Genomic DNA, 24,710 nt, shown 5'->3' on the forward strand with positions numbered 1-24,710 from the left:
AATCCACTAGAAAACCCGCTTGGATTCTTCCAAACGGGTTTTGTTTTTATCTTTCAGAAATGACGATTTGGCCATCTTGCAAATTAGCTTTTAGGTGTTTAACGTCTGTATGATCGAGATAGTAGTCTGTGATGCGATCTCGAATTTCTTGCTCGATGACACGGCGCAATGGACGTACTCCCATTGCTTCGTCATAACCCAGTTCAATTAAGTGTGATTTAACATTTTCATCTACCACAAGGTCAATTCCTTTTTTGCCAATTGTTTGGTTAACTTCATCAAGCATCAAATCTACAATTTCGCTTAAGTCATCTTTGCTTAGGTGAGAGAATTCAATAACACCATTGAAACGATTTAGAAATTCTGGACGGAAATATGGAGAAATTCGTTCCATAATTTTCAAGTCTTTATCGCTGTCACCTGTAAATGCTTCGTTTCCAAAACCTGCATTTGAGGTTGCAATGATAACAGTATTTTTAAAGTTAATAGTGTTTCCTTGACCATCAGTTAAACGGCCATCATCTAGAACTTGAAGGAGAAGCGTGATAACTTGCGGGTCAGCTTTTTCGATTTCATCAAGAAGAACAATAGAATAAGGATTTCGACGGATACGTTCTGTTAGTGTATTACTATTGTCGTCATAACCAACGTAACCAGCAGTCGCTCCAATTAGCTTAGAAACTGCTGTACGATCATTATATTCAGACATATCAAGTCTAACGATAGCATCCTTTGATCCGAACATATCAAAAGCTAATTGCTTTGCTAGCTCAGTTTTACCAACTCCAGTTGGTCCAACAAATAGAAAGCTACCAATCGGACGATTACCATCATCGAAACCAGCACGATTTCGGCGAATAGCTCTTGCAACTGCCTCAACAGCATCATTTTGACCAATGACTTTACCTTTTAGACGATTGCCAAGTTCTTTTAAGCGTTCAATATCACTAGCACCCATATTTGATACAGGAACTCCAGTTAGACGCTCAATTGACATAGCGATATCATTGATAGTTGCAGTGACTTTTTGTCCTTCGGTATGATTATCAATCTGGTTTTGTAACTCTTCAATGCGTGTCTTGACCTTAAGAGCTTCTTCAAAATCTTCAGTATTGACAGCTTTTTCTTGCTTGTCTCTTTGCGCAGCGATTTCTTTTTCTAAGGATTTAAGGTCAGTTACGGGATGTTGCGCAGCTAGGTGTGCAGCAGTCATATCAATAAGGTCAATTGCTTTATCAGGGAGACTTCTTTGTGGTATGTATTGAATAGATAAATCTACAGCTGCTTTCAAAACAGAGTCAGGTAAAACAACATTATGATGTTGCTCATAGAGGTTTCTTATCCCCATAAGGATATTGAAAGTATCTTGTGCAGAAGGTGCATTGACTTTAACTTCGTTAAAGCGGCGTGCTAAGGCAGCATTCTTGAGAATGGTGTTACGATATTCATCTTGAGTAGTTGCACCTATAACCGTTAATTCACCACGTGAAAGTGCAGGCTTAAGTATATCTGCGAGCCCCTTAGAGCCACTATCACCACCAGTTGAACCGGCTCCTAATATTTGGTGTATTTCATCAAAGAAGAGAATAATATTTCCTGTTTCCTTAACTTCTTTTATGATATTTTGAATATTTTCTTCAAAACTACCCCTATATTGGGTGCCAGCTTCAAGGCTAGAGATATCTATCGAAATGATTTCTTTATTTTTGATAGCAGCAGGGACATCACCATTTATAATTGCTTGTGCCAAACCTTCAATAACAGCTGTTTTACCAACACCTGCATCACCAACTAGAACAGGATTATTTTTAGTACGACGAGCTAGAATTTCTGCAGTTTCCTGAATTTCTTTGTTTCGTCCAATAACTGGATCTAGCAAATGCTGACGTGCTTGATCGGTTAAATTAGTTCCTAATTTAGTCAAAACACTATCTGCAGAGACTTGGTTTGTAGGAGTATTTTGGTTATTTAGCTCTTGACCGGGGAGTTTTCCAGTTTGACGATATTGACTGAATTCTTCAGGAGTAACTTCCCGTCCATTGATTAAGTATCGTTTATTCTCACTATTATAGCCCCCCATATTTCCCATTAGAGAATTAAAAATATCATCCATATTTCCAAAAGGGTCACGATTATAAAAATTATTATTTGCCATATATTAAATACCTCAATTGATTTTAATTTTTGAAAGTTAATTATTGATTCCTATACTTTAATACATATAGAGAGGTCTAATTTAAATATTTAATTATCTTTCTGGTACTATAATACACCTTTGGTCAGCGAAGGTCAATAAATAAATACTAAAATATTAATTTTTTGATATAAAAGATAACTATTTTAGTATTTTTTGGTACTATAAAATTATTTCAGAAAAATAATAAAAATTATTGACAATGCTAGAATTATAAGTTATACTATTTAAAGTTTCTGATGAAACTGACCTAAGACAGTAGGGGAGCAGTGCTCATAATATTCCTACCGAGGCACAAAACGTCATTATAAAATAACGTATTGTACTTTCGTGTCTAGGTTTAGGTGCGATTTTTTTGTGCCTATCCCAAAAAATAAAAACGGAGGTAAAACTAATGAGTGAAGCAATTATTGCAAAAAAAGCTGAACAAGTTGAACTTATTGCTGAGAAAATGAAAGCAGCAGCAAGTATCGTTGTTGTTGATTCACGTGGTCTTACTGTTGAGCAAGATACTAATTTACGTCGTTCACTTCGTGAAAGCGATGTTGAGTTTAAAGTTATCAAAAACTCAATTTTAATTCGTGCAGCTGAAAAAGCAGGTCTTGAAGACCTTAAAGAACTTTTTGTTGGTCCATCAGCAGTTGCGTTTTCTAACGAAGATGTTATTGCACCAGCTAAAGTTATTAGCGATTTCGCTAAAGATGCAGAAGCTCTTGAAATCAAAGGTGGTTCAGTAGACGGTAAATTCACTTCAGTTGAAGAAATTAACGCTCTTGCTAAATTACCAAACAAAGAAGGTATGCTTTCAATGCTCCTTTCAGTACTTCAAGCGCCAGTACGCAACGTTGCATATGCTGTCAAAGCAGTTGCAGAAAAAGACGAAGAAGTGGCATAAGCACTCTTCAAGTAGCCTAGCTACATAATTTTATATTAAAACATATTTTTGGAGGAAATAACAATGGCATTAAACATTGAAAATATTATTGCTGAAATTAAAGAAGCTACAATTCTTGAACTTAACGATCTTGTAAAAGCTATCGAAGAAGAATTTGGTGTAACTGCTGCTGCTCCTGTAGCTGCTGCCGCTGCTAGTGGTGAAGCTGCTGCTGCTAAAGACTCATTTGACGTTGAATTAACAGCTGCTGGAGACAAAAAAGTTGGCGTTATCAAAGTTGTTCGTGAAATCACAGGCGAAGGTCTTAAAGAAGCTAAAGCTATTGTTGACAACGCACCATCAGTTATTAAAGAAGGTGCTTCAGAAGCAGAAGCTAACGAAATCAAAGAAAAACTTGAAGCTGCAGGTGCTTCAGTTACTCTTAAATAATAGAGTATCGCAATTTGATTGCGGAAGCCTAGTAAATCAAGGTTTTAGAATTGCTTAGAGCGATAAAAAATCGGGAGAATGTTATCATTCCCCACCAAAACCCCACCAAGATTAAATCTTGGTGGGGTTTTATTTATGATATAATATGTATATATATCGCTAAGGGTACCCTTAGTCTATTGCTTACACAATAGACTAAGGGTACCCTTAGTCTATTGCTTACACAATAGACTAATACTATCAGTTCTTAAATAAATCTGTTTAGGAGTCTATTTCATGGCAATAAAGGGAATTACATTAAAAGAGAGTATGAATCGCTCTGTTCAAGCAATTATGCCACTTGATGAAGAAAAAGAGGTATTTAATCAAAAATTGGTTAGTTATTTGACTCATTTAAAAGACAAAGAGGATGAGTCAGAGGAATACCAGAAAAATCTTCTCAAGGTATTTTTAGAAAGTGTATTACCTTACAATTTTATAAATACTTCTAGTAGGATTGACCTTGCTATCTATAATGGTAAAGATGCCAATTCGTCACTAGGTATTCTTTTTGAATGCAAGAGTCTTTTCAATAAATCTGAAATGATGTCAACGGAAAAAATTAATTCTAAAGCATTTCAAGAAATTGTCTATTATTACCTACAAGAACGCCTATTTAATAAAAATTTAGAAATCAAAAAGTGTATTATCACAAACGGTCTATCTTGGTTTGTAATAGAGGCTAAAGAATTTGAAAAGCATTTTTTCCAAAATAAAAAGCTAGTTGACCTCGTGACAAAGTTCAGAAATAATCAACTTTCTAGCAATAAAACAGATTTCCTTTATAGTGAGGTTATTGCACCAGAAATTGACAAAGCATTTGAAAAGGGAATCGTTATTGCTCACTTTGATCTTAGTCAAGCTCTAGTTAAGACCAGTAAGTCTATTGAAATCAAGAAAAATAATCTGACTCAGCTTTATCGATTCTTCACAGCAGAGAATCTCCTCAATAAAGAGATTTTTACTGATTCAAACAAACTCAATAAGAATTTCTATGATGAATTGCTTTATTTGATGGGGCTGGAAGAAACGAAGTCAGGGACTTCAAAAATTATTTCACGCTTAAAACCCATCAAACGTCAGCGATATTCTTTTGTTGAGAATATCATTAATAAATTGGAGATGAAAGATGTTTCAAAAGAAAAGCAGGAAGATATTGCTATTCAACTAACAGTTGTCTGGACAAATAGAATTCTATTTTTGAAACTGTTAGAATCTCAGCTTGTACTCTTTAACAAAGATGAATCTTATAGGTTCTTGACGTATGAAAAACTCCCTAATTTTGAAGAAATTTACGGTCTATTCTTTGCTGTACTTGCTAAGAAAGTATCGGAAAGAAATGATCGAGTGCAAGAAAAGTTCGGTTATGTCCCTTATCTGAACTCATCACTGTTTGAAGAAACAGAAATAGAAATTTCTAGAGATGGGATTGGTATTGATAGATTACCAGAGGGAGATATTGAAATTTTCTCCAAAACAGCCCTTAAAGGCGTAGATAAAAAACGTAAAAAAGGGAACATCAATTTTATTGAATATCTCTTTGAGTTTTTGGATTCTTATGACTTCTCGACCTCCATCAGCCACCATGAAAAATCTAAGAATGACCTTATCAATGCGTCAGTTCTGGGATTAATTTTTGAGAAAATCAACGGCTACCGTGATGGCTCTTTTTATACGCCAGGTAACATTACAATGTATATGTCACGTAAAGCGATTCGTACAGCAGCAGTGGACAAAGTTAATGAATTGCTTGGTTGGAATTGTGAAACTGTTGAAGAGATTAAGTTTGCGATTGGACATAGTGTTGAAAATGCTCGTAAAGTCAGCCAAGCAATTGATGATCTTAAGGTTTGTGACCCAGCGGTTGGATCCGGTCACTTCCTTGTTTCAATCCTGAATGAAATTATTGCTCTTAAAAGTGATTTAAATATTTTGTTTGACGCTGATGGCAACTATATTGGAAACCTGATTCAATGTTATGTTATCAATGATGAGCTAGTCATTCAAGATATGTCTGGAAATAATTTTTTGTATCAGACAGGTAATCAGCAGTCAGAACAAATTCAAAAGGCAATTTTCAACCAGAAAAGGCATATTCTGGAAAATTCGCTCTTTGCAGTGGATATTAACCCAAGCTCGGTCAATATTTGCCGTTTGCGTCTTTGGATTGAACTCTTAAAATCTTCTTATTACTACCAGGATACTGATACCAACCAACCTGTTTTGACGACTTTGCCAAATATTGATATCAGTATTAAAGTAGGCGATAGTCTCTTACATAAGTTTGAATTTGACTATGAATTTGATATGAGAAAAACAGATTTCAAGGACTATCTATCTCTAGTTAAAGACTATAAGGAGACGAATAATAAACGAGTTAAAGCAGAAATCTGGGAGAAAATCGAAAGGCTCAAACATTCCTTTGATGACACAGCTTCAAGCCCTGAATTAAAGAAATTATCTCGGCTCATATCTGAACGAAATAAGGCTGGTGCCATTAGCTTATTTGAGGATGAAAATAAAAATTCTAAAGAAGTAGCGGAATTAAATAAGCAACTAGCAAAAGCTGAAAAGGAATTGGAATACAGACTGAAAAATCCATTATTCGCTAAAGGTATGGAATGGCGAATGGAATTTCCTGAGATCTTGGGAGAAGCTGGCGAATTTATCGGCTTTGACCTTGTAATTGGGAATCCGCCTTATATCTTTGCTCGTAATCAGTCCTTTACAGATGAGATGAAATCCTACTATTCAAGGACTTATCAAGTAAGTGAATACCAAGCCAATACCTATACTATATTCATGGAATTGGCTTATCAACTCTTACGTAAAGGTGGGACATTCTCTTATATCATTCCAAATAATTTTCTGACCATTCAGACCAATTCAAGAGTTCGTCAGTTTATCACGGAGCAGACGAGTGATGTTGTTCTGATTAATTCTCTGGATAAGATTTTTGCGGATGCTAGCGTGGATAACTGTATCATTTTCTTCAAGAAGAATGCGCCAAACTGGATTGAAGTAGCAGAATTGTATCACGGCGAGTTCAACACTGTTGGACGAGTTGCGCCAGATTTCTTTGGTGAAATCCCTACCTTTTCAATCTCGATGGTCAAGTATCGTCAGGCGATTGATATCTTCTGGAAAGTAAACCATTTTCCAATACTAGGACGACCAGAAATTTCGACTGTAAAATCTGGAATCAAAGCCTATGAAACTGGAAAAGGGAATCCTAAAATGACCGCTCAAGATAAGAATAATCGAATTTATCATGCAAGAGAAAGGTCAGATGATTCATACCGTCCCTATCTTGATGGCGAGAATGTATCACGCTATAAACTGACTTGGAATGGTGAATATGTCAAGTATGGTGAAAATTTAGCTGCACCAAGAGATAAAGAAATTTTTGAAAAACCACGAATTTTAGTTCGTCAGATTCCAAGTAAATCAACTTATGCTGTTGAAGCTGTTTATACTGATAGTGATGTTATTAACGACTTAAACTCCATGGTCATCACAGATATTCAGGTTAATCCTTTTTATCTTTTGGGTATTTTGAACTCTCGCTTAATCTCTCTTTGGTTTTTCATGAAGTTTGATAAATTCCAACGTCGCCTATTCCCACAGTTCAAAGTTAATGAACTAGGAGATTTTCCAATTCCAGATGCTACTGATTCCCAGCAAGAAGACATAGCACAAGTTGTTGAGCAACTGATGGAGGAGATGAAAAAAGATTCTCCTGACACTGAAAAAGTCAATCAGCTTAATCTGGAAATTGATGAACTTGTCATGGACTTGTTTGACTTGGCTGAAGAAGAAAAACAAACAGTTAGAGATTTTGAAGTATAGAAAGTAGGTGTAAATGGCAAAAAGTTTGCAAAGTCAATTCAGAGATATTGAGAGAAATTTAGTCAGAGAAACGAATAAAATGGTGAAGAGAGCTAATAAGAAGATAAAACCTGTTATCCTTCCAACACAACTAGATTCCTCTAAAACAGCACTAAACTTTAACGAATATCATCAAGATAATAGTACTCATGTTTCTGTTAATGGAGATTTGATAAACTCACAGATTGGTGGACAAAATAATGCGTTAAATATTACCTATACTGAGATAGAAATTGAGAGAGTATTTGAGAATATCAGAGAGTACTCTAGAACATTAGATGAAGAAGAACAGACAGAATTAGTGACAATTTTAAATGAGGTACAAGAAGTCGGAAAAGTTGATAACCATCAAACTTTTTTTGAAAAACACCCTATACTTGCAATGGCTCTTAGTGCTAGTGTAAGCTGGGGAGTGGAGAATGGAATTGATAGATTAGTTAGTGTCATTTCAAATACATTTAAGTGAAAAGTTTTTTATTTGATGGAAATAGAAAATGGAGAGTTTGAGGTGTAGATGATGTTGGACTTAGAGAAAATTTTGAGGGGAATGATTTCTGCAAAATTCAAGGACTTGAGGGGAAGCATTCCACCAGATATCATTTCAAATGGCCAAAGAACTGCAATCTACAACATTGAAAAAGGTAAAAATCCTAAAAGCGGAAATTTTGTAACCGATACTTTACTGGAGGATTACTCTAGCTATTTTGGAATGGATAAATCAGATCTTATCTTTGGAGATGCTCTATTATTAGAACTGACTCTTTACCATGTATTTTCTCAAATTTTTTATCAAATAGTACCAGATGATAATCGTATTGGCTTGAAGATTGATAGGAACAAAATTCAAAACAATATTGATTCAAGCATTATTGAGCCATTTTTAGAACTATTCTATATTTTTGGGGATTTTGGGCGATGGTATAATATTAGAAGGAAGGATGATGATGAATCAGATAAAGATATAGATTATACGACAATGTATGAAATCGTTTGGCGTTTGATAAAAAGTAGAGTGGTTAGTTCATTTAATCAACATGTAGTTGGAGAAATGTTTGAAAAAGACAAGGTATTTAATTTTAATCAAATCAACAATGTCTTTAATAATTGGTATCATAAGCATTTTGTAAAAATCATAATCCCTGAGGCGTTAAAAAAATTGGAGTCTGACAGTATTTTTAAGATGGGATTTATGGTTAGGAATTTGATTGAAAATTTTTTGGTTTTAGATTTACCACTATCATATTTAGAAGATGTTCCATTAGAGGAATACTACTTACCAATAACGAACTATACCATAGATATTTCAAAGATAGAATCTGAAGAAGTAGAGAATAAAGTTTTAAGAGAATATTTAAGATGGATATTAAGATATAACAGCTTAGAAACATCTGATGATGCAAAGAAATTTGCTGATGAAAATTTTTTTGAAGAATTTGATTTTGTTACTGAAGAAAGGCGTCCATTAGTTGACCAAACCACTAAAATAAATGTAAAAGAGTTGTTAGATTCTATTATAAAGTCCCCAAAACAATTTGATAATGGTCATATTTTACATGCTAGTATAAGAGAAATTCCAGGACTATTAACAGTCAATAGTCAGGTATCAAAATTATTTCAAACAAGAGTTAATGAAGTTTACTTAAAACAAATAGATGATTTAGTCATGTATCAAAACATATATATCAACTTAATCAAACCAGATGAACTAGATTCATTTTTATAACCAAATTATTAAACGGACAGTTACAGGAGTACTTGTCCGTTTTCATTTTGTCCATAAAAGAAGTAGAAACTGAGAACTAAAGTAAGAATTTAGAAGAATGTATTCTCCGATATACTAAAGACATCAAAGCACAGCAAATCTTTGGTAGTCAACGCTCAAGAGAGTTGCAAATCTGTTGAGTCACTTTTCAGGAAGTTGCTGATTCCTGAACGGGTTTTTAATGGAGGATAAAACATGAAGACAAGAAATCGTAAAGGTGGTTATTTAGCGAATACTGCAAATGAGTACATCGACTCTAAACAGGCAATTCATTGCTTGAGTGTAGAACTTGAACCGCAAATTAGGTTTGAAGAGGGTCAGCCTACTGGGGAGATTATCGCTTATAAGGCTTGGTTCTCTCAAAAAGGGCTTCCGCCTTTTATGGTGAAGTTTGAAAATGAAGTGACACTACCAGCATATATGGTAATGGTGCAATTTGAGAATCTTCAAGCTTGTGAGGTTGGGTTCAATGTTTATTTCAAGGCAGACAATCTCAAGGAGGTCAAATAATGACCAAGAAGGAATTGTCACAGTATCTGCTTCAAAGTCTCAATATGGGACTTGGAGCTCTTATGCAAGGGGAAACAAGTTATACCAATAGTTTTGACTGCAAAATTATGGAAGAAGGATTTCTCTTTCTTCCCCGCTTACCAGCGGGATATATTATTGATGATGAACTCTATCAAAAAATATTCCTAATCGCCAATGCTTCACTCTTCCCTCGTTACACACTATTGAAACAAAATTCTGCCTATTTCATGGCACTTGATACAGAAGATATTCATGTTCAACGTGGGCTATTTTTCCCATGGAAAGAAGGCGTATCTGAACGCTTAATCATTTCTGACTTGGAAGATTTCGCAAGCTCTCAAAAGGAAACTCTGATTCCTATCATGAAAAATCTATCTCTTGATTTTAACAAGGTCAATCATATTGCCATTGCAGGAAATTCAGGATCAGGTAAATCTTATGCTCTGACCTACTTTCTGAGTCTCTTAAAAGGGATTTCTTAACTGATTATCGTTGACCCTAAATATGATACTCCAAGCAGATGGGCAAGAGAAAATGGTATTGCAGTGATTCACCCTCAAAAGAATCGCTCTAAGTCTGATTTTGTATCGGAAATCAATGAGAATCTAAGTTCGTGCTTAGAGCTTATCCAACAACGCCAAGAAATTCTCTATGAAAATCCTGACCACGAATTTGACCATCTAACCATTGTCATCGATGAAGTTTTGGCACTTTCAGAAGGAGTGAACAAAGTTATCAAAGAATCCTTTTTCTCACTACTTTCTCAAATAGCTTTACTTGGTAGAGCTACTAAAATTCACTTACTACTGGTATCACAACGATTTGACCATAACACGATTCCGATTTCCGTACGTGAACAGTTAAATGTCTTGATTCAAATTGGCAACATCAATAAAAAAACGACTCAGTTCCTCTTTCCTGACTTAGACCCTGAAGGTATTGTCATTCCAATAGGAAAAGGAACTGGCTTAATTCAAATACTTGATAACGAACATCCTTATCAAGTATTGCCACTCCTTTGTCCAACCTACTATACTAAGAAAGGTATTTTATAAAATGAAAAGAAGTTTCTTCCAAAAAACGTTTAACCTGAATCTGAATTTGCTTTTCTTTGGTTTCATTGCCTTCTTAATCAGTTATGGATTCCATGTACTAGGCAATCAAATCAAGACAAGTTCTTTCTTGAGCTCTCAATCAGTCTTTGCAGATATTCAAACTAAGTTACAAGTGGTAGACCAGTATACTCAGTCAATAGCATATTTGTTTATTCTGATTGCCATTATTCTAACCTTGACTGAACTCTGTCAGCGAATTATGAAGGACTCAATATGGAACTATTTTAAGTCTGTTTATCAAACCTTATGATTGAGACAATTCTTAGACAGGAAGAACATTCTGAACCTGTTATGACAATAGAAAATCAAACGGTCACTCGCTTTAATCCTATCCTAAGAAGTTTCAATCGGGTTGTTTCTAAGTGCACGGTGGATGCCCGAAAGGATTCTGTTTCTGTCTTTCTAAAAGTCCCTAAAACGCAACAGGCACAAAAACTCTTGCGAGAAATGGAAGAACATATCAAGGAAGAAATTTCGAGCCGAAATCCTAAGTATTATTTCTCTACCCCAAATCGGGAGAAAAGTAAGCTCTGGTTTACAGGTACTAAACGGTAAGGGAAAGAGTGGTGCTTGGCTCACGAAGTGAAAGCCAAAAGCACCACTCTTTCTTATAACTGTTTTTAACATGTGTAATGGGGTTACTACGCCCCCCCATTACACCAATAATCAATAATCACGAAAGGAAGTATATGTCAAAAGACAAACGCTCGAATAAATGGGCTTTTCTGCTCTATCAGGAAAGTGTGCCTAAGAACTATTTAGAGGTGCTTGAAGAGTTACATATCCCCTTTGTTTTAAGTCCGTGGCATGATAAAGACGTAAACAAGGAAACAGGGGAATTCAAAAAAGCTCACAAACATGGGGCTCTCTTCTTTGAATCTCTCAAAAGCTATTCACAAGTCTCTGAATTATTGACGAAGCACCTAAACACACCAAGTCATGTTGAAGTTATCATGTCACCTAAAGGAATGTATGACTACTTTATTCATGCGGAGAATCCAGATAAAACACTCTATGATATCAATGACATTGAATCAGGTTGTGGATTTGAGTTAGATAAATTTCTCACCAGCAATAACAATGATAAATTTTTATCTCTGGTAATTGACATTATCGAAGAACAAAATTTCACAGAGTTTAATAATCTGGTTAGATATGCGAGAAGTGAAAATCCTCAACTGCTTGCCTTGATAATGAATAAAACCTATTTCTTTGCAAAATATCTGGATTCGAGAAGATATTCAAGGAGGAAGTAACGATTGACAAGAACAATAAATCATAAAAGATTAATGGAGCTTGGCTTTCCAGAACATACTGCAAGAAATATTATTAAACAATCAAAAGCGATAGCAGTAGCAAAGTTTGAAGAAACTAGTAATTCTACAAATAATTTGGTAAAATTGAGGAAATCGCCCTTTGAAAATTCTAGACTAGACCTTGCACCTACCTATATTGTAGAAGATTTGCTAGGCTTCGAGTTACCTTTTAAGTAAAGAAAGGAAACTTGAAAATGGCAAATAAAAAATATCGTGGTGTATCACGTGATAAACAAGGAAGAATATATTATCAAACGGAGTTCAAGGCTAATAATATAACTGGTAAACGCCAACGCAAAAAGAGTTATAAAGACCAATTTGGAAATCCTTTTCGTTCCGAAAAGCAAGCATATGATGAACTTTGTAGAGTGAGAGTTGAATTCCAAACGAAAGATAACAATGATGGTTATTATCTAAGTTTTTCTCAATACATGGAAGAAGTGTATCTACCTTATTACAAACAAACGGTTCAAGCGGTCACTTATCGGACTGCTCTAACTCATCACAAAATGTTTGTTGAAATCTTTGGTAGTAAAAGACTTTCTGAAATTGATGTTCGAGAGTGCGAAAAATTCAGGATATATCTGATTGAAAAGTATTCACCAAATTATGCTAAAGGTGTATGGATTCGATTTAAGCATTGTATTGGGTACGCAGAGAGGCTGGGATATATTGATGAATTCCCTTGCAAATCTCTTGATAATCCGAAAGGGAAAAGACCAGATACAAAGTTTTGGACTCTAGAAGACTTAAAAAAAGTAGTCGCTACCTTTGACCTACGGGATTATGAAGAAAGGCATAGATTTACTGCCATATGGCTCTATTTCTTTACGGGTCTTCGTGTATCAGAGGGTTTAAGTTTAATTTGGTCTGATATTGATTTCGACAAAAAGCTCTTACATGTTCAAAGTACACTTGAGTATGAAGGAAACGGAGTCTTTACTCGCAAAAATCCAACTAAGACTTCAGCTGGTATAAGGTGGATTGAGTTAGATGATGAAACTCTAAATGTTCTTCTAAGATGGCGTTCAATTCAAGTGGAAAATGGTGATGACAGTTATGTATTGGCTAGATTCGGAAAACCACTCAATAAATGCACATTAAGTAGAATTCTAAAACGCCAAGCTAAAAAAGCAGGAGTAGAAGTAATCACTGGAAAAGGGTTGCGACATTCTCACGACAGTTTTTTGATAAACGTACTAGGAAAAGATGTTCTGTATGTTTCTAAACGTTCTGGACGAGTTGATAAGGCAACTACCTTGAATACCTATTCTCATTTGTATGATAGCAAAAAAGCTAGTGGTGGAAGAGAGATATCCCAAGCATTACATAAGTTTGGAGTATCATCAAACCCCACCAAAACCCCACTAAACTAAATAAGAGCAAGAAAAACCCGATTATATCAATGTTTATAAGCATTGTGTAACTGTTACTCTTAAATAATCATCTATTGGTTGTTTAAAGGTGAAAGCCTAGTTTTAAAGTCTTTTCGTTAAAGTTAAGGCGATTAAAAAAGGAAAGATTCAATTGAATCTTCCCCACAAACACCCCCACAATATTTTGTGGGGGTGTTTTGTTTAATATGGATTTAGAATATCATTATAAAGTATTTCTTGAATAATTAAACGATTTTCTAATTGAAGTTTTGTGAATAAATTTCTGCCATGATTCTTATTATTAAAAGTATCTCCATATTTTTCAATTAATTTATGTACTGCATGAACTTGTTGAGATTTAATTTGTTCCCTAATATTCTCGTTATAACAACTCCAATAGAAAATTAGTACAGTGTCACTGGAATAAAGATTAATTGAGTCAAAAATTGATTGAAAATAAGAATAGTCTGCTTCACCCAGACCATGACCATAAAATTTTATAAAAGTTAATTCAGAGGGAATTGGATATTGAAATATATTTCCGTTCTGTAATATCCTGTATGATTTGGTAAATTCAACAGGCAGGGTAACATTTTTATCTTTTTGTATATCAATTAAAGAATCATAATCTATTCCAAAAATAATATTTTTATCATTCAGGGTTCCATGAATATTACGTTGTAATTTATCTATTCTAGGTAATGTATAATTAAAATTCAATATTGATGTTTCAACATTAAATTCATTATTACTTTCTAAGTCATAAATGTAGCTAAGAAATCCTTCATAGGAATTGAAACAATTTTCGTTATGAAAATCATGTAGTGCAACAAAAGAATTACATGTGAATGCACTAGAAATATTACTTTTATACAAGAGTTCAAAAATAATTCGAGATTTTAATAAGTAATTATTTCCCAAATTAGTTATATCTTTAAAATAATCATCTTTTGATTGTTCCTGGATCTCTATTTGATTAGTTAAATAAGAACAAAACTCATCTTCGACTATTTTTAAATCTTTTTGAATTAGTAATAATAAATTATCTAGTTCTGGAACAATAGGTATACCATTATGATTCCACAAAAAATTATGGAGTGCTTTTTGCGTTAGCTCCTCACTGGTAGAGTAATCATTTCTTGAGTAATCAGTGCTTAATGTTTCGATATATATACTCTCAATATCTTTGCCACTTAAAATTGTTTCGTTATTATATAGTGTTATAATGTTTTTTAGATGTACTGAAATTAATTTCTCAATATCACTCCATAAATCGCTAGACCATTTTTTATTATAACATGATCTCAAAATATAATACCAAAAACTACTAGTACTGTCTGAATCTTTAAATCTAAAATTGAAAAAATCCATATATCCTGACTTTAAATCCGAAGCTCTATCAAATCCATTTTCTAAAATTATTAATTGGTTTACCATTTCTTAAGTCTCCTAAATAATCTAAATATATTATAATTCATTATTAGATTATTTGTTATAGAAAATTTATTTAAAAAGATATTAACAGGTTTAATATCAAGTACAAAATAATATTTTTGTTTTAGATAGTTTTTTATCTTATAGTACTATTTTTAAAAATTCAATATTTTAAAAATAGTACTATAATTATATATATTAAGGTATTTTGATGATTTCAGAAGGAAATTCCTAAATTATGAATAAACACTATTTCGAATTATTAATATTTTCTTTGGGAATTGTTTCTAGATTATCAGTCTCTCTTAAAAAATACCAAATCAATATAAAATTTGGTCATTTAGAAAACTAATATATTAAAATTACATATAGTTAGTATTTGTCGTAAATATTTATATAGATATTATCGGAGGAAAAAATGAGTTTTTTTGGAAAATTATTTAGCAAGTTTAATAAAAAGACAACTAGTGATATTGTTCAATTCAATAATAATTCTCATATTAATCCATTTGGTTTTGTAGATTCCCAACAAATGGATATTAATGACAATAATATAAACTTTATAAAAAATAGATTTATTGCTTTTGATATAGAAACGACAGGTTTAAACTCACAGCAAGATAGAATTGTTGAAGTAGGTGCAGTTCTTTTTGAAAATGGTAAAGTCGTTGATTCATATGAATCATTAGTAAATGCTAAAGTTAACATTTCAGCAGATGTAACTCGAATTAATAACATTACAAATCGTATGATTAAGAATGCTCCATCTGAAAATCAAGTATATTATGAATTAGTAAATTTTTTGGGTGATGCATTAAATGGTAAAACACCGGTTTGTGCACATAATGCTAAATTTGATATGGGATTTTTATGTAATACACTAAGTAGACTTGGATATAATGGAGAAATTAAGTATTTGGATACTCTATCCCTTTCAAGAAAAAATGTAAAAGGGTTGAGGAATTATAAACAAAATACAGCTGCTGAATATTTTAATCTACAGAATAAAAATTCTCATAGAGCTAAAAGTGATGCAATCATTTGTGGTAATATATTAACAAAATTATTTTTTATTATTGAAAACCAAAAATCAAGAAAAAGTTTTTCTTCTAAAAACAACAAAATTTCTCCAGAGGAACTTGAGGTTTGTGCAGTTATACAAAATATTATTTTTGAAAGAAAAGGTGATACTGATTTAGTGGGATATTATAAAAATAGTAGTGGTTATATTGATGTGTACTATTTATACAAGATTGTAAGGTTTAAATTTACTAAAAAAGGTAAGTATATTATCGTACCTAGAGATTTGAAAGGTTCTGAAAATTTTATTCTAGAGTCTTGTACTTTATCAGAAGGTGGTCATGATTTTGTTAGACTATACTTTAATTCTCCACTTGAAGTGAAAGAAATTTCTAGTTATATTTTTGAAGAATATATAAATACTAAAAGATCTGCAACTGAGTATTTAAATTATAATAAAAACTATGTTGATGAATATAAGGCAAGTCCTCTTATGGAAAATGTACTTTCAAACACTGATGTAAAAAATATTTTAGTTAGTATAAATAATAAAGTTTATAACTCACAAAATAATATTATTGAGAAAGATCTTATTGACAGAAAAGATATAAAAATTAATCCTGTTAATAATCGAATTCCTGTTTCAGAAATACAAAATTTGACTAATTGGCATAAAGGATTTGATTTGGGTTTTCCATTCTGGGAAGAAGGGGAAAAATATAGAAAAGAAGGAAATTTAAAACGATCAATTTTGTTATATGATTTAGCTAGATCTAATGGCTATTGTTCGCCCGCACTTTTTGAGTCATATGCAATGGCTTTTCATAGATTAAAAGACTATGAAAATGAAATTGATATCTTAGATGAAGGAATAGAGCGTGAGGGCAATTTAGGTAGATTAATTACACGTAGAAATAATGCGATGAAAATGTTAATCAAATCAAGAAACGAACAAAAGAAAATAAAAGAAAATGAAAGTGCTGAAAACATCCTTTTTAGTGAAATAGAGATTTTAAAAAGAAAAAAAACTAGAAAAAATGCACGTCCAGTCTTGAAAATGGACGATGAAATGAATATATTAGAACATTTTGAGTCTATTTCAGATGCAGTAAAAAAAACAGGAATTAATTCAAAAAGTATACGTGATGCTTCAAAAGGTATTCAAAAGCATGCAGGTGGTTTTGTCTGGAGATACGAGGACGAATATAAGTAGATTCATTCACATATATAAAAGGTTTGATAAGTAATTAATGATTTCATAATAATCGTATTGAATGAAATAATTTACTAAAGTAGACAAGACAAAATAATAATATCAGTGTTTATTTTTAGTCATTATTATAGCATTGGTAAAAACCTGAAAAGGCAACACTTTATAAATGTTGTACAGAAAAGTGTTGCCTTTTCAGTCTTAAGAGCTAGTTCTTCCAGCGATTGAAAGGTTTCTTGATAAACAAATTCAATTTTGAAAGCACGATACGTACTTTCAGCTACGGCATTGTCATAAGGACAACCAGCCTGACTAAGCGAACGTGTGATTCCAAAGGCTTCCAATATTTCATCAATTAACTGATTATCAAACTCTTTGCCACGATCTGAATGGAACATCTTGACTTTGGTCAGGGCGTAAGGGATGCTTTGTATGGCTTGCTTAACGAGTTCAGCGGTCTTGTGCCAACCAAGAGACAGGCCGATGATTTCACGGTTGTATAGGTCAATGATGAGGCAAACATAAGCCCAACGATTGCCTACACGAACATAGGTTAAGTCAGTGACTAAGGCTTGTAGTGGTCTTTCTTGCTTAAATTGCCTGTCTAAGTGGTTGGGAATAGGGGCTTCATTCTTGCCTCTAGAATGTGGTTTGAAGGTGGCTTTCTGATAAACAGAAACCAAATTGAGTCGCTTCATAATGCGTCGAATCCGACGACGTGAAAGTGTGATACCTTCGTTATTCAAGCATATTTTGATTTTTCTGGATCCGTATCTAGACTCGCTATCGAGAAAAATTCTTTTAATAGTTTCTTCAAACTCCGTTTCAGATACTGACTCCACGGCTTGAATAGTAATAACTTGAGCGTGGCATATTCAGCCAGCGACACATCTTTGAAATGCTGTATTTATCCTTATTAGCAGTGATTATTTCCCTTTTTGTGCCATAATCACCGCTGCTTGCTTTAGGATATCTAATTGCATTTCGAGTTCTTTATTGTGTTTTCTGAATTCAATTAGCTCCCGCTGTTCATCTGTCAGATTATCAACAGACTTGAATGAACCAGTTGTTTTGGCTTGTCTAACCCACTTATCGAAGGTGGAAGGGGTTAGCTCATATTCCTTGATGAGACTGCTACGCTTTCTACCAACATTGTAAAGGTCAACAATTTGTTGCTTAAAATCATCGGTGAAGTGACGACGTACTTTTCTAGACATGGTTTTTCTCCAGTTTTTCTTAAGTGTAGAACACTTTATAATTTCTGTCTAGTTTAGTGTAACCTATTCACAGTCTGAACGTACGGTTGTTTTCTCTTTTGGAGAAATAACATTTAGTAGGAGTCGCTGGACAAATGGCTTTGAAACTAGAATACCAGTAGATGAGTGGTTAGGTCTTGAAAAATATAAGAGATATTCAATAGAATTCTTATATCATGTTGCAAAATTGGCTACAATGATGCCTTATCGTCAAGTTTGCAAAGTAATAGATAGCACTTTGCAAACAATCATAACAAAAGACTGTGTTTTAAAAGCAGTAAAATTTGTAGAAAAATTGTTAAAAGAAAAAGAACGCTATCGTTTTTATTTGGAAGAGCCACCCGAACGTAAAAAAGTGAAAAAACTGTATGTTGAGGGTGATGGAGTCATGATTAAAAGCACAGATTCTAGAGAGGAAAGAAGGTATTTAGATTTAACACATTTTGTTATTCATACAGGCTCAAAAAAAGTTTCTACTAAAAGATATGAATTGCAGGACAAGCACGAAATATTACAGCTTAATTATGATAAAGCTAAATATAATCTTTTAGATTATATTTATAATAACTATGAAGTAGATGACGATACTATTTTAATCACTAACTCTGATATGGGTAAAGGCTATACTAGTAGAGTTTTTAAGGAATTAGGAAAAGCACTTAAGGTAAAGAAACATGAGCATTTTTGGGATATCTATCATGTTAAAGAAAAGTTAAGTTCATACCTTAGAAAATATCCAATTGAATTAACCGATTTTGCTTTAGATGCGGTAAAAAAATATAATTCTGATAAGCTTGAATTAGTTTTTGATACTGTTGAATCACTGATTTGTGATGAACTTGAAGATCAAGAATTTCAGAAGTTTAAGAAAAAAGTATTAAATAATTTCAAATATATAAAACCAGCTCATCTTAGAAATCTTTCAAATCGTGGTATTGGTATCATGGAATCACAACACAGAAAGATAACGTATAGAATGAAGCGACGTGGCATGTATTGGTCAAAGTGGGGAATCTCCACAATGGCAAATATGATTATACTTGAAAGAGCTAACGGTTTACGAGAATTATTTTTCGGTTCTTGGAGAAAGGTATACAGTGAGTATAAAGAAGGTTCATTTAGTGCAGGGCGACTTTTTAAAAAGACAGATGAATTAGATAAATTTTCTAAGCCCCTTCTAAAAAATGGCAGAAAATGGAGTATAACAGGAATCAAAACAAAATAGAAAAAGTCTAAAAATACCTTTATTTTAGCGTTTTTTTGCATGTTTTAACTTGCATTAAATCTTCTAAAGTAGTATAATTATATTAAAGAAAAGCAAAAAATACTTGTTTTGGTCTTTTTAAGAATAATTCAAGTTTTCTTAAATTTATGAGGTATCGACTAATCTCAAAATTTCAGACACATACCTGAGTGAACATCAAGAGAGAACCGATCGGTTCTCTCTTTTATGATAGAATAATGAGATTAAGGAGGTCACAAAATAAGCAACTCTTAAAAAGCTGACCTTTACTAATAATAATCTTTGTTTTATAATAAATATGTTAGTAATATAATTAATAAATGAGATACATTTAATCATTATGACAAAAGCAAGAAAAATAGCTGTATCATATGCAAATAACCTCCTGTTTGCTCTTTAAAAAAGACGTTATCCTTATTTCTCCACGCACAGATGGATAACTAGGAGAGAATCGTTTGATTCTCTCTTTTCTTAATGGTCATAAAGACAAAGTCTCTCATCATGAAAGGACGACACATTGCGTAAAAAACAGAAACTACCATTTGATAAACTTGCCATTGCGCTTATGTCTACGAGCATCTTGCTCAATGCACAATCAGACATCAAAGCAAATACTGTGACAGAAGACACTCCTGCTACCGAACAAACCGTAGAAACTCCACAACCAACAGCGGTTTCTGAGGAAGCACCATCATCAAAGGAAACTAAAACCCCACAAACTCCTAGTGATGCAGGAGAAACAGTAGCAGATGACGCTAATGATCTAGCCCCTCAAGCTCCTGCTAAAACTGCTGATACACCAGCAACCTCAAAAGCGACTATTAGGGATTTGAACGACCCTTCTCAGGTCAAAACCCTGCAGGAAAAAGCAGGCAAGGGAGCTGGGACTGTTGTTGCAGTGATTGATGCTGGTTTTGATAAAAATCATGAAGCGTGGCGCTTAACAGACAAAGCCAAAGCACGTTACCAATCAAAAGAAGATCTTGAAAAAGCTAAAAAAGAGCACGGTATTACCTATGGCGAGTGGGTCAATGATAAGGTTGCTTACTACCATGACTATAGTAAAGATGGTAAAACCGCTGTCGATCAAGAGCACGGCACACACGTGTCAGGAATCTTGTCAGGAAATGCTCCATCTGAAACGAAAGAACCTTACCGCCTAGAAGGTGCGATGCCTGAGGCTCAATTGCTTTTGATGCGTGTCGAAATTGTAAATGGACTAGCAGACTATGCTCGTAACTACGCTCAAGCTATCAGAGATGCTATCAACTTGGGAGCTAAGGTGATTAATATGAGCTTTGGTAATGCTGCACTAGCTTACGCCAACCTTCCAGACGAAACCAAAAAAGCCTTTGACTATGCCAAATCAAAAGGTGTTAGCATTGTGACCTCAGCTGGTAATGATAGTAGCTTTGGGGGCAAGACCCGTCTACCTCTAGCAGATCATCCTGATTATGGGGTGGTTGGGACACCTGCAGCGGCAGACTCAACATTGACAGTTGCTTCTTACAGCCCAGATAAACAGCTCACTGAAACTGCTACGGTCAAAACAGCCGATCAGCAAGATAAAGAAATGCCTGTTCTTTGATAAGATTGCAAAAGCTAAAAAAGCTGGTGCTGTAGGAGTCTTGATCTATGACAATCAGGACAAGGGCTTCCCGATTGAATTGCCAAATGTTGATCAGATGCCTGCGGCCTTTATCAGTCGAAAAGATGGTCTCTTATTAAAAGACAATCCCCAAAAAACCATCACCTTCAATGCGACACCTAAGGTATTGCCAACAGCAAGTGGCACCAAACTAAGCCGCTTCTCAAGCTGGGGTCTGACAGCTGACGGTAATATTAAGCCAGATATTGCAGCACCCGGCCAAGATATTTTGTCATCAGTGGCTAACAACAAGTATGCCAAACTTTCTGGAACTAGTATGTCTGCGCCATTAGTAGCGGGTATCATGGGACTGTTGCAAAAGCAGTATGAGACACAGTATCCTGATATGACACCATCAGAGCGTCTTGATTTAGCTAAAAAAGTATTGATGAGCTCAGCAACTGCCTTATATGATGAAGATGAAAAAGCTTATTTTTCTCCTCGCCAACAAGGAGCAGGAGCAGTCGATGCTAAAAAAGCTTCAGCAGCAACGATGTATGTGACAGATAAGGATAATACCTCAAGCAAGGTTCACCTGAACAATGTTTCTGATAAATTTGAAGTAACAGTAACAGTTCACAACAAATCTGATAAACCTCAAGAGTTGTATTACCAAGCAACTGTTCAAACAGATAAAGTAGATGGAAAACACTTTGCCTTGGCTCCTAAAGCATTGTATGAGACATCATGGCAAAAAATCACAATTCCAGCCAATAGCAGCAAACAAGTCACCGTTCCAATCGATGCTAGTCGATTTAGCAAGGACTTGCTTACCCAAATGAAAAATGGCTATTTCTTAGAAGGTTTTGTTCGTTTCAAACAAGATCCTAAAAAAGAAGAGCTTATGAGCATTCCATATATTGGTTTCCGAGGTGATTTTGGCAATCTGTCAGCCTTAGAAAAACCAATCTATGATAGCAAAGACGGTAGCAGCTACTATCATGAAGCAAATAGTGATGCCAAAGACCAATTAGATGGTGATGGATTACAGTTTTACGCTCTGAAAAATAACTTTACAGCACTTACCACAGAGTCTAACCCGTGGACGATTATTAAAGCTGTCAAAGAAGGGGTTGAAAACATAGAGGATATCGAATCTTCAGAGATCACAGAAACCATTTTTGCAGGTACTTTTGCAAAACAAGACGATGATAGCCACTACTATATCCACCGTCACGCTAATGGCAAGCCATATGCTGCGATCTCTCCAAATGGGGACGGTAACAGAGATTATGTCCAATTCCAAGGTACTTTCTTGCGTAATGCTAAAAACCTTGTGGCTGAAGTCTTGGACAAAGAAGGAAATGTTGTTTGGACAAGTGAGGTAACCGAGCAAGTTGTTAAAAACTACAACAATGACTTGGCAAGCACACTTGGTTCAACCCGTTTTGAAAAAACGCGTTGGGACGGTAAAGATAAAGACGGCAAAGTTGTTGCTAACGGAACCTACACCTATCGTGTCCGCTACACTCCGATTAGCTCAGGTGCAAAAGAACAACACACTGATTTTGATGTGATTGCAGACAATACGACACCTGAAGTCGCAACATCGGCAACATTCTCAACAGAAGATCGTCGTTTGACACTTGCATCTAAACCAAAAACCAGCCAACCGGTTTACCGTGAGCGTATTGCTTATACTTACATGGATGAGGATCTGCCAACAACAGAGTATATTTCTCCAAATGAAGATGGTACCTTTACTCTTCCTGAAGAGGCTGAAACAATGGAAGGCGCTACTGTTCCATTGAAAATGTCAGACTTTACTTATGTTGTTGAAGATATGGCTGGTAACATCACTTATACACCAGTGGCTAAGCTATTGGAGGGCCACTCTAATAAGCCAGAACAAGACGGTTCAGATCAAGCACCAGACAAAAAACCAGAAGCTAAACCAGAACAAGACGGTTCAGGTCAAACACCAGATAAAAAAACAGAAACTAAACCAGAAAAAGATAGTTCAGGTCAAACACCAGGTAAAACTCCTCAAAAAGGTCAACCTTCTCGTACTCTAGAGAAACGATCTTCTAAGCGTGCTTTAGCTACAAAAGCATCAACAAGAGATCAGTTACCAACGACTAATGACAAGGATACAAATCGTTTACATCTCCTTAAGTTAGTTATGACCACTTTCTTCTTGGGATTAGTAGCTCATATATTTAAAACAAAACGCCAAAAAGAAACTAAAAAATAGTATTACTTAAACTGATAAGAGCTTATTTAATAGAGAGAACCAATTTGGTTCTCTCTATTTTTTTATATGTGCTACCTCATCAAAAAGAAGTTAGGACAAATAGCTGTCAACAATTGCCTTTTGCTTATCCCTTCAGTTGATGTGATAAAAGATGGTAGTTGCCATTGACAAAGCATTGATAAAGGAGTAAAATTAACTGGTTAATAACTGGTTAAATTATAATTGAGGAGGTACTATGAAAAAAGGGTTTTTTCTCATGGCTATGGTTGTGAGTTTAGTAATGATAGCAGGGTGTGATAAGTCAGCAAACCCCAAACAGCCTACGCAAGGCATGTCAGTTGTAACCAGCTTTTACCCAATGTATGCGATGACAAAAGAAGTATCTGGAGACCTCAATGATGTGAGGATGATCCAATCAGGTGCAGGCATTCATTCCTTTGAACCGTCTGTAAATGATGTGGCAGCTATTTATGACGCGGATTTGTTTGTTTACCATTCACATACCTTAGAAGCTTGGGCAAGGGATCTAGACCCTAATTTAAAAAAATCAAAGGTTGATGTGTTTGAAGCGTCAAAACCTTTGACACTAGATAGAGTCAAAGGGCTAGAAGATATGGAAGTCACACAAGGCATTGACCCTGCGACACTTTATGACCCACATACCTGGACGGATCCCGTTTTAGCTGGTGAGGAAGCTGTTAATATCGCTAAAGAGCTAGGACGTTTGGATCCTAAACACAAAGACAGTTACACTAAAAAGGCTAAGGCTTTCAAAAAAGAAGCAGAGCAACTAACTGAAGAATACACTCAAAAATTTAAAAAGGTGCGCTCAAAAACATTCGTGACGCAACACACGGCATTTTCTTATCTGGCTAAACGATTCGGCTTGAAACAACTTGGTATCTCGGGTATTTCTCCAGAGCAAGAGCCCTCTCCTCGCCAATTGAAAGAAATTCAAGACTTTGTCAAAGAATACAACGTCAAGACTATTTTTGCAGAAGACAACGTCAATCCCAAAATTGCTCATGCTATTGCGAAATCAACAGGAGCTAAAGTAAAGACATTAAGTCCACTTGAAGCTGCTCCAAGCGGAAACAAGACATATCTAGAAAATCTTAGAGCAAATTTGGAAGTGCTCTATCAACAGTTGAAGTAAAGGA

The 24,710-nt window shown here is 34.6% G+C and carries 14 protein-coding genes, 4 pseudogenes and 1 other annotated feature; of the genes and pseudogenes, 15 read left to right on the plus strand and 3 right to left on the minus strand.

All coding sequences use genetic code 11. The annotated features are described in order from the left end of the window. Positions 1 to 46: 46 nt before the first annotated feature. Positions 47 to 2,155, minus strand: coding sequence for an AAA family ATPase (locus EGX70_RS01230; RefSeq protein ID WP_000002806.1), 2,109 nt, complete (start codon positions 2,153 to 2,155; stop codon positions 47 to 49). Between the two features lie 270 nt (positions 2,156 to 2,425). Continuing rightward, positions 2,426 to 2,559: a sequence feature (ribosomal protein L10 leader region), on the plus strand. 29 nt (positions 2,560 to 2,588) lie between these two features. Between EGX70_RS01230 and rplJ the strand changes: the two genes are divergently transcribed. The 11 genes and pseudogenes from rplJ (at position 2,589) to EGX70_RS01295 (ending at position 13,545) form a co-directional block, all read left to right on the plus strand. After that, a complete protein-coding gene (gene rplJ, locus EGX70_RS01235; RefSeq protein WP_001287285.1) occupies positions 2,589 to 3,089 on the plus strand; it encodes a 50S ribosomal protein L10 in 501 nt (166 codons plus the stop codon). Positions 3,090 to 3,152: 63 nt separating this feature from the next. Beyond that, the gene (gene rplL / locus EGX70_RS01240) at positions 3,153 to 3,518 is read left to right on the plus strand and encodes a 50S ribosomal protein L7/L12 (protein ID WP_001196976.1); all 366 of its coding nucleotides are present in this window, start codon (positions 3,153 to 3,155) and stop codon (positions 3,516 to 3,518) included. A 276-nt stretch (positions 3,519 to 3,794) separates the two neighbouring features. Beyond that, complete coding sequence (locus EGX70_RS01245) at positions 3,795 to 7,406, plus strand: TaqI-like C-terminal specificity domain-containing protein (RefSeq protein ID WP_123947841.1); 3,612 nt, start codon at positions 3,795 to 3,797, stop codon at positions 7,404 to 7,406. Positions 7,407 to 7,419: 13 nt separating this feature from the next. Continuing rightward, positions 7,420 to 7,911, plus strand: coding sequence for a hypothetical protein (locus EGX70_RS01250; RefSeq protein WP_001129984.1), 492 nt, complete (start codon positions 7,420 to 7,422; stop codon positions 7,909 to 7,911). A gap of 51 nt (positions 7,912 to 7,962) precedes the next feature. Further along, on the plus strand, positions 7,963 to 9,168 hold the full coding sequence (locus EGX70_RS01255; RefSeq protein WP_000884910.1) for a hypothetical protein: 1,206 nt from the start codon (positions 7,963 to 7,965) through the stop codon (positions 9,166 to 9,168). Positions 9,169 to 9,402: 234 nt separating this feature from the next. Beyond that, positions 9,403 to 9,717: a hypothetical protein gene (locus EGX70_RS01260; RefSeq protein WP_000857661.1), complete on the plus strand. Its 315-nt coding sequence runs from the start codon at positions 9,403 to 9,405 to the stop codon at positions 9,715 to 9,717. Continuing rightward, a pseudogene (locus EGX70_RS11250) lies at positions 9,717 to 10,793 on the plus strand (ATP-binding cassette domain-containing protein). Before EGX70_RS01260 ends, EGX70_RS11250 begins: the two are co-directional and overlap by 1 nt. 1 nt (position 10,794) lies before the next feature. Beyond that, positions 10,795 to 11,408: pseudogene (locus tag EGX70_RS11115) on the plus strand (hypothetical protein). Between the two features lie 134 nt (positions 11,409 to 11,542). After that, positions 11,543 to 12,109, plus strand: coding sequence for a replication protein (locus EGX70_RS01285; RefSeq protein WP_000031192.1), 567 nt, complete (start codon positions 11,543 to 11,545; stop codon positions 12,107 to 12,109). A 3-nt stretch (positions 12,110 to 12,112) separates the two neighbouring features. Next, the gene (locus tag EGX70_RS01290) at positions 12,113 to 12,346 is read left to right on the plus strand and encodes a DUF3173 family protein (protein WP_000198709.1); all 234 of its coding nucleotides are present in this window, start codon (positions 12,113 to 12,115) and stop codon (positions 12,344 to 12,346) included. A gap of 17 nt (positions 12,347 to 12,363) precedes the next feature. After that, positions 12,364 to 13,545, plus strand: a complete 1,182-nt coding sequence (locus EGX70_RS01295; RefSeq protein WP_001284550.1) for a site-specific integrase — start codon at positions 12,364 to 12,366, stop codon at positions 13,543 to 13,545. Positions 13,546 to 13,746: 201 nt separating this feature from the next. On the opposite strand, the gene EGX70_RS01300 is transcribed toward EGX70_RS01295, so the two are convergent. Continuing rightward, positions 13,747 to 14,982, minus strand: coding sequence for an AbiH family protein (locus EGX70_RS01300; protein WP_000248013.1), 1,236 nt, complete (start codon positions 14,980 to 14,982; stop codon positions 13,747 to 13,749). A 415-nt stretch (positions 14,983 to 15,397) separates the two neighbouring features. Here EGX70_RS01300 and EGX70_RS01305 point away from each other — a divergent pair, with 415 nt between their 5' ends. Beyond that, complete coding sequence (locus EGX70_RS01305) at positions 15,398 to 17,212, plus strand: exonuclease domain-containing protein (RefSeq protein ID WP_123947843.1); 1,815 nt, start codon at positions 15,398 to 15,400, stop codon at positions 17,210 to 17,212. 191 nt (positions 17,213 to 17,403) lie between these two features. On the opposite strand, the pseudogene EGX70_RS01310 reads toward EGX70_RS01305, so the two are convergent. Further along, positions 17,404 to 18,426, minus strand: a pseudogene (locus EGX70_RS01310) (IS3 family transposase); the annotation flags it as partial. Positions 18,427 to 18,532: 106 nt separating this feature from the next. Here EGX70_RS01310 and EGX70_RS01315 point away from each other — a divergent pair. The 3 genes and pseudogenes from EGX70_RS01315 to lmb all read left to right on the plus strand — a co-directional run bounded on the left by EGX70_RS01315 (position 18,533) and on the right by lmb (position 24,706). Beyond that, positions 18,533 to 19,690, plus strand: coding sequence for an ISLre2 family transposase (locus tag EGX70_RS01315; protein ID WP_161517632.1), 1,158 nt, complete (start codon positions 18,533 to 18,535; stop codon positions 19,688 to 19,690). A 535-nt stretch (positions 19,691 to 20,225) separates the two neighbouring features. Then, a pseudogene (locus EGX70_RS01320) lies at positions 20,226 to 23,550 on the plus strand (S8 family serine peptidase). A gap of 235 nt (positions 23,551 to 23,785) precedes the next feature. After that, on the plus strand, positions 23,786 to 24,706 hold the full coding sequence (gene lmb / locus EGX70_RS01325; RefSeq protein ID WP_000715197.1) for a metal ABC transporter substrate-binding lipoprotein/laminin-binding adhesin Lmb: 921 nt from the start codon (positions 23,786 to 23,788) through the stop codon (positions 24,704 to 24,706). The last annotated feature ends 4 nt before the right edge of the window (positions 24,707 to 24,710 follow it).

The sequence above is a fragment of the Streptococcus sp. FDAARGOS_522 genome, from assembly GCF_003812445.1.
GTDB classification, from domain to species: Bacteria; Bacillota; Bacilli; order Lactobacillales; family Streptococcaceae; genus Streptococcus; species Streptococcus agalactiae.